The sequence below is a fragment of the Paenibacillus sp. B1-35 genome, from assembly GCF_050474385.1.
In the GTDB taxonomy this organism is placed as follows: domain Bacteria; phylum Bacillota; class Bacilli; order Paenibacillales; family Paenibacillaceae; genus Paenibacillus_B; species Paenibacillus_B alvei.
In genome coordinates this window covers 36995-48339 of record NZ_JBCHVJ010000011.1, presented here as the reverse complement: position 1 = coordinate 48339, position 11345 = coordinate 36995, and the positions used below count along the sequence as shown (strand labels likewise).

The window sequence follows — 11345 nt, the reverse complement described above, 5'->3', positions numbered from 1 at the left end:
GGAGCTTGAGCATAATCAATGAATGATAATCAACAGGAACATCAATTAGCAATGAGGGATGGGAAGGAATTAGGGGCTGAGGGGACATGGCTGTTCCCTTTTGCCCCTATGAAGCAGCCAAAACAGTTGCATCCGATTGTGCTCGCCTATATCGGCGATGCCATCTTCGAAATTGCCATTAGACAATACCTTATATCACAGCCGAATCATCGACCGAATCATTTGCATAGAGAGGCGACTGGGTATGTATCTGCCAAAGCGCAGGCACGTGCCCTTGCACTGCTGGCACCGCATTTGACCGATGAAGAGGCAGATGTTGTTCGACAAGGACGCAATACGAAGTCCAGCGTGCCGAAGAGCGCGAATGTAAGTGAGTATAGACAAGCAACAGCGCTTGAATCGCTATTCGGTTATTTATACTTGAATGAAAACTTTGAACGGATGCAGCAATTCGTTAATATGATTGTTCAAGCACACGAGAAGGAACAGCAGCCAAAGTAAGAAGGAAACATCAAGACGGGAGGCGCGCATACGCATGCAGGAAGAATACATTGCTGGGAAGCACTCGGTTACCGAGGCGCTAAAATCTGGAAGAACGATTAATAAAGTATGGATCGCGGAAAACGCACAAAAACATTTAACAGGCCCGATTATCGCAGAAGCCAAGAAAGCTGGCGTAGTCATCCAAACGGTCGATAAGCGAAAGCTTGATCAAATGGTTGAGGGTGTTCAGCATCAAGGAGTTGTAGCACAGGTTGCTGCATATCATTATGTAGAAGTAGATGATATCTTGGCTCAGGCTGAGGCAAAGGGCGAGATACCGTTCTTGATCCTGTTAGATGAAATTGAAGATCCACACAACTTGGGCTCTATTCTTCGTACCGCAGATTGCACAGGAGCACATGGGGTTGTTATTCCGAAACGCCGTTCAGCAGGGCTGACTGCTACGGTATCCAAAACATCAGCGGGAGCGGTTGAATATGTACCTGTAGCAAAGGTGACTAACTTGGTACAGACGATGCAGCAGTTGAAGGAACGCGGCGTATGGATTGTAGGTACAGATGTATCGGCAACTCAAGACATCTATGAAGCAGATGTATTCAATCTTCCTATCGCACTTGTCATCGGCAACGAGAATAAAGGAATGGGCAGACTTGTTCGGGAAAATTGCGATATGCTGTACAAGCTTCCAATGGCAGGGCAAATTAACTCGCTTAATGCGTCGGTAGCTGCAGGCATCTTCATGTATGAGGTCGTGCGCCGGCGTCGCGGCTGAGGCTGCTCGGTATGGAGCGTCAGGACTGGCGAGATGTGCTTCTCGTAGACGGCTACAACATGATTGGGGCGTGGCCGGAGCTAAGAGAGGTGAAAGATAAAGATTTAGATGAAGCAAGAGAACGGCTGCTGAATATGCTTGCGGACTATCAGGCATATTCAGGCCGGAGAGCAATTGTCGTATTCGATGCTTATCGTGTTCCAGGCTTAGGTGCCAAATATGCACAGGGCAAAGTAACGGTACAATTCACGAAGGAAAAGGAAACAGCGGATGAGTGTATTGAGCGTCTCGCAAGAGAACTCGGTCACCGTCGTCGGCAAATCTACGTTGCGACTTCTGACATGACGGAGCAGAATGTAGCTTTTGCACAGGGCGCGCTCCGTATTTCAGCTCGTGAACTTAGACTTATTATTATGCAAGCCCGGCGCGAGGTCGAAACGAAGATCCGTGAACAGGCGATACAGCCAATTAAACGCAATCCTATTGAAGGGAAGCTGAAGCTGGATCAACTGCTTAAGCTCGAACGGCTGCGCCGAGGAGAAGAGGATTGAGCAGAAGCTCACAAGAGCAATGAATGCCATATTCATCGTTATAAGTGGCGTATGCAGCCAAATGCATAGTATTATTTTGGAATAATGCTCAAATTCCGCACAGGATAAGGCTTCCTTTGGTTGACGTTGATAGATAGATTCATATATACTGAATCTATCATTTGTGATGTAACGGATGGATTGCGTTGCAGGCCGGAGGGATTGCTAGTGAGTGTTGACCTCAAAGTATTAAGCATCTCCTCATACGAACGTTCGTCGGATGAACAGTTAGTCGACGCGGTTCGGGAGGGAGATAGCGAAGCGCTCGAATACTTAATTAACAAGTACCGCAATTTCGTTCGAGCGAAAGCACGCTCATATTTTCTAATCGGCGCTGACCGTGAGGATATTGTTCAAGAAGGCATGATCGGATTATACAAGGCGATTCGTGATTTTAAGGGAGACAAGCTGGCCTCTTTCAAGGCGTTCGCTGAATTGTGCATTACGAGACAGATTATTACGGCAATCAAGACGGCAACTCGCCAGAAGCACATACCACTGAATTCTTATGTGTCCTTGGACAAGCCGATATATGATGAGGATTCGGATCGTACCTTGCTGGATGTGATCGGTGGATCTCGGGTATCTGATCCTGAAGAGCTAATCATCAATCAGGAAGAATTCGTCGGGCTTGAGGACAAGATGTCTGAAATATTGAGCGATTTGGAGCGGAAAGTGCTGATGCTTTACTTGGATGGGCGTTCCTATCAGGAAATTGCCGTCGATCTGGATCGCCACGTCAAATCGATAGACAATGCGCTACAGCGAGTCAAGCGCAAGTTGGAGCGATATTTGGAGTTACGGGATGGCGGGGATAGCGAATGTTAATAAGTCAAATACAGGTATGAGAGCTTATCAACCAAGTGTGGGGGATAAGCTCTTTTTTAGAAGATAGATGAATATGCGTTCAAGAGGGCAGATAAACAGTAGAAAATGAAAGGTTTTGTAACGAATAGGGTTTAGATTGTTGTTTATTCCACCATACTGATATCGAATAAGAGCATTAGTGATCTTTTCCTTTGTCAAGCGGCTGTCGAATATGGTAGAGTGAAAGGCATCGCCCCCCCCCACGGCGTCAACATCTTATCATTGACATCATTTGACCCTTGTGATAAAGTGTTTTAGGTAGCCCTAAATATGCGTACGTATTTACTGAATAAGAAATGATTGGTTATGAGACTGAGAGTGGATTATTCAGCGCACAAGAGACGACTTGTCCCCCTGTAGAAGGATGGTCAATCCGTTTCTGCTTGGGGAAATTCGACGCTTCTTATCATTAAGGTGTCTTCAGGAGGTGTACTACATGCGGGTAATCGTTACGATGGCTTGCACGAACTGCAAACAACGCAACTATACGACAACAAAGAACAAACGTAATCACCCAGACCGCATTGAGTTGAAGAAATTCTGCAAGTTCTGCAACGAGCATACTTCTCATCGCGAAACGAGATAAGTCTGATGGAGGTGTAGTCCGTGGCTTTCTTCGGGAAACTGAAACAAAGTTTCGGTTCGATGTTTTCCTTCTTTGCCGACAGCTGGGGTGAATTAAAAAAGGTTCGCTGGCCCAATCGTAAAGAACTGACAAGCTACACGATCGTCGTATTAGCCACGGTTATCTTTATGACGCTTTATTTCTGGGTCCTTGATATCGGTATTTCCGCGATAGTCGAAGCGATTATTTAATAAAGTCCCAAGGTGGCTTAGTTATGGAAAAAAGATGGTACGTTGTTCATACCTACTCAGGTTATGAGAACAAAGTAAAAGCCAATTTGGAAAAGCGCGTTGAATCCATGGGCATGGAAGACAAAATATTCCGCGTTCTTGTTCCGATGGAAGAAGAAATGGTAAACAAGGATGGCAAAAAGAAAGTTGTCATGCGTAAAGTTTACCCGGGGTATGTTTTGGTTGAAATGATTCAGACGGATGAGTCTTGGTATGTTGTTCGCAACACGCCAGGGGTTACCGGATTCGTCGGATCTACCGGCTCTGGTTCGAAGCCTATTCCACTGTTGCCAGAAGAGGTCGAACAGATCTTGAAGACAATGGGGATGGAAGATCCGAGACCAAAAGTCGAGTACGACTTGAAGGAATCGGTTCGCATCAAGGTAGGGCCTTTTGCAAACTTCGTCGGTACGGTCGAAGAGATCGTTACAGACAAGCAGAAGCTTAAGGTTCATGTCAACATGTTTGGAAGAGAAACCCCTCTTGAGTTGGATTACCACCAAGTGGAGAAGATTTAATACATCTTTCTAATGGTTTCTTTTGTGAGATAGGGCAACCTTACTCTCACATAACTAGCGCAAGGAGGTGTTTGAAATGGCGAAAAAGGTCATTAAAGTCGTTAAATTGCAAATTCCAGCGGGTAAGGCGAATCCAGCGCCTCCGGTAGGCCCAGCATTGGGTCAAGCGGGTGTCAACATCATGGCGTTCTGTAAGGAATTCAATGCGAAAACAGCTGACCAAGCAGGTTTGATTATTCCTGTTGAGATCTCTGTATTCGAAGATCGTTCCTTTACGTTCATCACGAAGACTCCACCGGCTGCAGTATTGTTGAAAGTAGCGGCTAAGGTTGAAAAAGGTTCCGGTGAACCGAACAAGAAAAAAGTTGCAACAGTGAAACGCGACGTTGTACGTCAAATCGCTGAGCAAAAAATGCCTGACCTGAACGCAGCATCCGTTGAATCGGCTATGCGTATGGTTGAAGGTACAGCTCGCAGCATGGGCTTTGTCGTAGAAGACTAATACGTTCTTCTTGGCGCATGTGGGAGGTTAATCCGCTAAAACCACAAAGGAGGAAATTAAAATGGCAAAACGTGGCAAGAAATATATCGAAGCTGCGAAGCTCATCGATAGAGATGCAGCTTATGAGTCGATGGAAGCCATTGAATTGGTGAAAAAATCGGCTACAGCAAAATTCGACGAAACAGTTGAAGTGGCTGTTCGCTTGGGTGTAGACCCTCGTAAACAAGACCAAGCTGTTCGTGGGGTAGTTGTACTTCCACACGGTACAGGTAAAACAAAACGCGTTCTCGTCTTTGCAAAAGGCGAAAAAGCGAAAGAAGCAGAAGCAGCTGGTGCTGATTTTGTAGGCGATCAAGATATGATCAACAAAATTCAACAAGGCTGGTTCGACTTCGATGTCTGCGTAGCTACGCCAGACATGATGAGCGAAGTAGGTAAATTGGGACGTATCCTCGGTGGTAAAGGTCTCATGCCTAACCCTAAAGCCGGTACGGTTACATTCGACGTTACTAAAGCGATCCAAGAGATCAAAGCTGGTAAAATCGAATACCGTCTGGATAAAGCAGGTCAAATCCACGCTCCAATCGGTAAAGCTTCTTTCGATGCGGACAAGTTGCATGACAACTTCAAAGCGTTGATCGATGCATTGAACCGTGCGAAGCCAGCAGCGGCTAAAGGCGTGTACTTGAAAAACATCGCGGTTTCTTCCACGATGGGTCCTGCAGCACGTGTGAACACAGCATCTTTCCGCTAAGATTCATTCCTGTATGGAAAATCTAGCAGAATATTGGCAAGTTTTGTGGATGGTTGACATCGTTCGCCTATCCATGCTATGCTAATAGAGTTGCTAACACATGCAATTAACTTTTGAATAATCGTACCGTAGACAGTAGGTGCCGAAAGGCTTAATCTCCTACCGAGGTGTTCGAAATAGACTGAGTGCTTGGGGCGTGTCGTTGATACGTCTGCGCACCAAGTGCTATCGTGATGCCTCTGTAGTGAACTACAGAGGCTTTTCTTATGCTGAAGTAGGTAGAAGATATCGGACAGGATACGGTGTAAGTAGAACCTTGTAGGAGGTGGATCGAGTGGCAAACGCAAAAGTAATCGAAGCGAAACAGCAAGCCGTACAAGATATCGCTGAGAAATTGCGCGGCAGCGCTACAACGGTTGTTGCTGACTACCGTGGATTGTCAGTAGCACAAGTTACTGAACTTCGTAAGCAACTGCGTGAAGCAGGCATCGAATTCCAAGTATTGAAAAATACATTGGTACGCCGTGCGACAGCAGAAGCTGAGTTGTCTGAACTTGATGAAGTATTGTCTGGTCCGACGGCTATCGCGTTCAGTCGTGAAGACGCAGTAGCACCTGCGAAAATCTTGAACGATTTCGCGAAGAAAAACGAAGCCCTTGAAATTAAGGGTGGCGTCGTTGAAGGTCGCGTCGTTGACGTAGATCAAATCAAAGCTTTGGCAGCATTGCCTTCCCGCGAAGGTTTGTTGTCCATGTTGCTCAGCGTGCTCCAAGCACCAATGCGCAACTTCGCATTGGCTGTCAAAGCCGTTGCAGAGAAGAACGAAGCGGAAGCGTAAGCTTAATCGCGTAACATACATTTTATTAAATATGGAGGTTTAACAAATGAGCAAAGAGCAAATCTTGGAAGCCATCAAAGGCATGTCCGTATTGGAATTGAACGACCTTGTTAAAGCAATCGAAGAAGAATTCGGCGTAACTGCAGCAGCTCCTGTAGCTGTAGTAGGTGGCGCAGCTGGTGACGCTGGCGCAGCTGAACAATCTGAATTTGACGTAATCTTGACTGCACCAGGCGCAGGCAAAATCAACGTTATCAAAGTTGTTCGCGAAATCACTGGTCTTGGCTTGAAAGAAGCAAAAGACTTGGTAGACAACTGCCCGAAACCATTGAAAGAAAAAGTAAGCAAAGAAGAAGCAGAAGCAGTAAAAGCGAAGCTCGAAGAAGCTGGCGCATCTGTAGAAGTGAAGTAATCTCTGCTTGCGAAAGTGCGAACCCCTTGAACCTGTTTTCAAGGGGTTCGTTGTCTAAGATACGACTTACCGATTTAGCATGGATGTAATCGAATACGAAGTGTAAAAAGGGAACTCGACGCGCATCTTAGCCAATGAACGACAGCACTTTTTATTTTCACCATGACAGGAAGGGATCGAGATGACAGGCCATTATTACAGCAAGCGTCCAGAAGTAGAGCATGATCGAAAAAAATGGACTACAGCTTTGCGTGGTATGCAGCTAGCATTTGTATCAGATGCAGGTGTGTTTTCCAAGGGTGGTGTCGATTACGGCAGTCGTGTGCTGATTGATTACATGGACATCCCTGAAGATGCTGCTGTTCTTGATGTGGGCTGTGGATATGGCCCAATTGGATTGACTGCGGCAAAGCTGGCTAAGCGTGGGCAAGTCACCATGGTAGATGTGAATGAACGGGCCTTGGATTTGGCGAGAGAGAATGCTCTTCTTAATGGAATCCATAACGTCACGATTCAAGAGAGTGATGGTCTTAATGCGCTTGGCAATGAACAGTATTCTGTAATTCTTACGAATCCACCAATTCGTGCAGGCAAAGAAGTTGTTCATCGGATATTCGAACAATCCTATCAGCATCTAGTGGATGGAGGAGCTCTCTGGATCGTGATTCAGAAGAAACAGGGGGCGCCATCAGCTGAAGCGAAGCTGCAACAGTTGTTTGGAGAAGAAAACGTAGAATTAGTAGTGAAGGACAAAGGGTATCGGATCTATCAAGCGAAGAAATCATTTCCAAGTTGACTCCAAGTACCCAATATGGTATTATTATAAAATGTCAGTATTAGGATAGGCTTCATGTCTTTACATGACCAAATTGTCAAGCCTTTTTTTGAAAGGATGCATACATTTTTGCGAAATGACGTATAATGTTTACATTTTGGGCAAGTCTATCGGATATGAAGTTGTAATCGACAACAGGAAACGGCGACACGGGGGAAACGGCGTCCATCGCATTTGCGTTTTGCCGTGAACGTGCGTTTTTCTTTTTTCTGACATTTTGTACTATATTATTCGTTTTTAGAGTCTCTTTCGTGGACTTTATTATAAAGGATATCGAAAAGGATTCGCAATCCATTTTTGTGAGTAGACATGAGGGGTGAGTTAAAGTTGGCAGGACATCTTGTTCAATATGGACGACGCACTCGGCGCAGTTATGCGCGCATCAAAGAGGTACTCGAAGTTCCGAACTTGATTGAAATCCAACAGAAATCGTATCAATGGTTTTTGGACGAGGGATTGCGTGAAATGTTCCAAGATATTTCACCGATTCAGGATTTCACAGGTAATTTGGTTTTGGAATTTATCGATTACAGCTTGGGTGAACCCAAATATACAGTCGATGATTCGAAAGAACGCGATGTAACTTTTGCGGCGCCGCTCCGTGTAAAAGTGCGCCTTCTTAACAAAGAGACCGGAGAGGTCAAAGAGCAGGAAGTGTTTATGGGTGATTTCCCGCTCATGACGGAAACGGGCACGTTCGTTATTAATGGTGCTGAACGTGTAATTGTCAGCCAGTTAGTTCGCTCTCCGAGTGTCTATTTCAGTACTAAAGTTGACAAGAACGGGAAGAAAACTTACACGGCGACAGTTATTCCGAATCGTGGTGCATGGCTGGAACTTGAGATGGATGCGAAGGACATTATCTATGTTCGTATCGACCGTACTCGTAAAATTCCGGTTACGGTATTGCTGAGAGCACTCGGATTTGGTACAGATGAGCAAATCTTAGATTTGCTTGGCCATGATGAGTATATCCGTAATACGCTGGATAAAGATAATACGGATTCAACAGAGAAGGCTCTGATTGAAATCTATGAGCGTCTTCGTCCAGGCGAACCTCCTACATTGGAGAATGCAAGAAGCTTGCTGATCGCACGTTTCTTTGATCCGAAGCGCTATGATCTAGCGAATGTAGGTCGTTACAAGATTAATAAGAAGCTTCACATTAAGAATCGCTTGTTCAATCAACGTTTGGCAGAAACGCTTGTTGATACGGAAACAGGTGAAATTATTGCGGAAGCTGGTCAAGTCGTTGACCGTCGTCTCTTAGACGAAATTTTGCCTCGTCTTGAAAGCAATGTTGGCTTCAAGACCTATCATGTGGCAGGCGGAGTAATGGAGTCTGAAGATATCCCAGTACAGGTTATCGACGTATTCTCTCCAATCGAAGACGGCAAAGTTATTAAAATTATTGCTAATCGTAACATTGATAAATCCGTGAAGAACATTACTCCAGCGGATATTATCTCTTCGATTAACTACTTTATTAACTTGTTGCATGGAATTGGCAGCACAGATGATATCGACCACTTGGGCAACCGTCGTCTGCGCTCTGTAGGTGAATTGCTGCAGAACCAATTCCGCATCGGTTTGTCTCGTATGGAGCGTGTTGTGCGCGAACGCATGTCTATCCAAGACGCGAACGTGATTACACCGCAGGCGTTGATTAATATCAGACCTGTTATTGCATCCATTAAGGAGTTCTTCGGTAGCTCCCAGTTGTCTCAGTTCATGGATCAGACGAACCCACTTGCGGAACTTACGCACAAGCGTCGTCTGTCTGCACTCGGACCTGGTGGTTTGACGCGTGAGCGCGCGGGCTTTGAAGTTCGTGACGTCCATCCATCCCACTATGGCCGTATGTGTCCAATCGAGACTCCAGAGGGCCCGAACATCGGTTTGATCAACTCCTTGTCTACATTCGCTAGAGTGAACGAGTATGGCTTTATCGAAGCACCATACCGTTGGATCGATCCGAAGACAGGTAAAGTTACAGATCATATCGATTATATGACTGCTGACGAAGAAGATAACTACGTAGTCGCACAGGCGAATGCGCCGCTGAATGAAGATGGTACATTCCGTGACGAAACAGCTATCGTTCGTTACAATAAGCAATCTGATAACATTTTGACAATGCCTACGGATCGTATTGACTATATGGACGTATCGCCGAAGCAGGTTGTATCGGTTGCAACAGCGCTTATTCCGTTCTTGGAGAATGATGACTCCAACCGTGCGCTCATGGGATCAAACATGCAGCGGCAAGCGGTGCCTTTGCTCGTGCCAGAAGCTCCGTTTGTTGGTACAGGAATGGAATACAAGTCTGCGAAAGACTCCGGCGTATGTATCGTCTCCAAAGTAGACGGTGTCGTCGAGCGTGTTACAGCGAATGAAGTTCAAGTTCGCAAAATTGAAGTGATTGATGGTAAAGAGGTTAAAGGTGACCTCGTCAAATATAAATTGCAGAAGTTTATGCGTTCCAACCAAGGAACATGCATTAACCAGCGTCCACTTGCCAAGAAAGGCGATATCGTGAAAAAAGGCGACATCTTGGCGGACGGCCCTTCCACAGAGGTCGGCGAATTGGCCCTTGGACGCAACGTTGTTGTCGCGTTCATGACGTGGGAAGGTTACAACTACGAGGATGCGATTTTGCTATCCGAGAAAATGGTGAAAGAAGACGTTTATACGTCCATTCACATTGAAGAATACGAGTCCGAAGCTCGTGATACGAAGCTCGGACCAGAAGAAATTACCCGCGATATTCCGAACGTCGGTGAAGAAGCGCTCAAGAACTTGGATGAGCGCGGTATTATCCGCGTCGGTGCGGAAATTAAAGACGGTGACATTCTCGTTGGTAAAGTAACACCTAAAGGGGTTACTGAACTGACAGCAGAAGAACGCCTCTTGCATGCTATCTTCGGCGAGAAGGCACGCGAAGTTCGTGATACTTCCTTGCGCGTTCCTCACGGTACTGACGGTATCGTCGTTGATGTCAAAGTATTTACACGTGAGAACGGGGATGAACTCCCTCCAGGTGTGAATCAACTCGTTCGTGTTTATATTGCCCAAAAACGTAAAATTTCCGAGGGTGATAAGATGGCGGGACGCCATGGTAACAAGGGTGTCATCGCACGTATCTTGCCTGAAGAAGATATGCCGTTCCTTCCAGACGGTACACCAGTTCAAGTCGTCTTGAACCCATTGGGGGTTCCATCGCGTATGAACATCGGTCAGGTACTCGAGGTTCACTTGGGTATGGCTGCTCGTTACCTTGGCATGCATATGGCAACGCCGGTATTCGACGGTGCTACCGAGTATGACGTATTTGATACAATGGAAGAAGCTGGCATGCAGCGCAACGGTAAAACGATCTTGTACGATGGTCGTACAGGTGAGCCGTTCGAGCGTGAAGTTACCGTTGGTGTCATGTACATGATCAAACTCGCACACATGGTTGACGATAAAATTCACGCACGTTCAACTGGACCATACTCGCTCGTTACGCAGCAGCCGCTCGGTGGTAAAGCACAGTTCGGCGGTCAGCGCTTCGGTGAGATGGAGGTATGGGCACTCGAAGCTTACGGTGCAGCTTATACTCTGCAAGAGATTCTTACCGTCAAGTCTGATGATGTTGTCGGCCGCGTGAAGACGTACGAATCGATTGTGAAGGGCGAAAATGTTCCTGAGCCAGGTGTTCCTGAGTCGTTCAAAGTCCTTATCAAAGAGCTTCAAAGCTTGGGTATGGATGTCAAAATCTTGACAGAGAACGAAGAAGAAATTGAAATGCGCGAATTCGATGAAGATGACGATATTCCGCAGGATAAGTTGAATCTCGGCATGGATGACGAGTACGTCATCGAGTAAGCTGCCGAAGTCGTATAACGTTGGATCG

General features: G+C 46.1%; 13 protein-coding genes and 1 other annotated feature. All 13 genes read left to right on the top strand.

Annotated features, from left to right (window positions below; genetic code table 11):
* Positions 1 to 18: 18 nt before the first annotated feature.
* Positions 19 to 501: a Mini-ribonuclease 3 gene (locus ACQ5BJ_RS25430; protein ID WP_430112915.1), complete on the top strand. Its 483-nt coding sequence runs from the start codon at positions 19 to 21 to the stop codon at positions 499 to 501.
* 34 nt (positions 502 to 535) lie between these two features.
* Complete coding sequence (rlmB, locus tag ACQ5BJ_RS25425) at positions 536 to 1276, top strand: 23S rRNA (guanosine(2251)-2'-O)-methyltransferase RlmB (RefSeq protein WP_005544578.1); 741 nt, start codon at positions 536 to 538, stop codon at positions 1274 to 1276.
* Positions 1277 to 1287: 11 nt separating this feature from the next.
* Positions 1288 to 1827 (top strand): NYN domain-containing protein, encoded by a 540-nt coding sequence (locus tag ACQ5BJ_RS25420; RefSeq protein WP_005544577.1) that lies wholly within the window; start codon positions 1288 to 1290, stop codon positions 1825 to 1827.
* A 207-nt stretch (positions 1828 to 2034) separates the two neighbouring features.
* Positions 2035 to 2694 (top strand): RNA polymerase sporulation sigma factor SigH, encoded by a 660-nt coding sequence (gene sigH, locus ACQ5BJ_RS25415; RefSeq protein WP_005544576.1) that lies wholly within the window; start codon positions 2035 to 2037, stop codon positions 2692 to 2694.
* A 475-nt stretch (positions 2695 to 3169) separates the two neighbouring features.
* On the top strand, positions 3170 to 3319 hold the full coding sequence (gene rpmG / locus ACQ5BJ_RS25410; protein WP_019420680.1) for a 50S ribosomal protein L33: 150 nt from the start codon (positions 3170 to 3172) through the stop codon (positions 3317 to 3319).
* Between the two features lie 38 nt (positions 3320 to 3357).
* Positions 3358 to 3549, top strand: coding sequence for a preprotein translocase subunit SecE (gene secE / locus ACQ5BJ_RS25405; RefSeq protein ID WP_040735664.1), 192 nt, complete (start codon positions 3358 to 3360; stop codon positions 3547 to 3549).
* Positions 3550 to 3572: 23 nt separating this feature from the next.
* A complete protein-coding gene (nusG, locus tag ACQ5BJ_RS25400) occupies positions 3573 to 4106 on the top strand; it encodes a transcription termination/antitermination protein NusG (RefSeq protein WP_005544574.1) in 534 nt (177 codons plus the stop codon).
* Between the two features lie 76 nt (positions 4107 to 4182).
* Positions 4183 to 4608 carry a 50S ribosomal protein L11 gene (gene rplK / locus ACQ5BJ_RS25395; RefSeq protein WP_005544573.1) on the top strand — a complete coding sequence of 142 codons (426 nt, stop codon included), beginning with the start codon at positions 4183 to 4185 and terminating at the stop codon, positions 4606 to 4608.
* Between the two features lie 61 nt (positions 4609 to 4669).
* Positions 4670 to 5362, top strand: a complete 693-nt coding sequence (gene rplA / locus ACQ5BJ_RS25390; RefSeq protein WP_005544572.1) for a 50S ribosomal protein L1 — start codon at positions 4670 to 4672, stop codon at positions 5360 to 5362.
* Positions 5363 to 5470: 108 nt separating this feature from the next.
* Positions 5471 to 5636, top strand: a sequence feature (ribosomal protein L10 leader region).
* 60 nt (positions 5637 to 5696) lie between these two features.
* Complete coding sequence (gene rplJ / locus ACQ5BJ_RS25385) at positions 5697 to 6200, top strand: 50S ribosomal protein L10 (protein ID WP_005544571.1); 504 nt, start codon at positions 5697 to 5699, stop codon at positions 6198 to 6200.
* 46 nt (positions 6201 to 6246) lie between these two features.
* Complete coding sequence (gene rplL, locus ACQ5BJ_RS25380; RefSeq protein ID WP_005544568.1) at positions 6247 to 6612, top strand: 50S ribosomal protein L7/L12; 366 nt, start codon at positions 6247 to 6249, stop codon at positions 6610 to 6612.
* Positions 6613 to 6793: 181 nt separating this feature from the next.
* A complete protein-coding gene (locus tag ACQ5BJ_RS25375; RefSeq protein WP_430112909.1) occupies positions 6794 to 7408 on the top strand; it encodes a class I SAM-dependent methyltransferase in 615 nt (204 codons plus the stop codon).
* A gap of 366 nt (positions 7409 to 7774) precedes the next feature.
* Complete coding sequence (gene rpoB / locus ACQ5BJ_RS25370) at positions 7775 to 11317, top strand: DNA-directed RNA polymerase subunit beta (protein WP_268594477.1); 3543 nt, start codon at positions 7775 to 7777, stop codon at positions 11315 to 11317.
* The last annotated feature ends 28 nt before the right edge of the window (positions 11318 to 11345 follow it).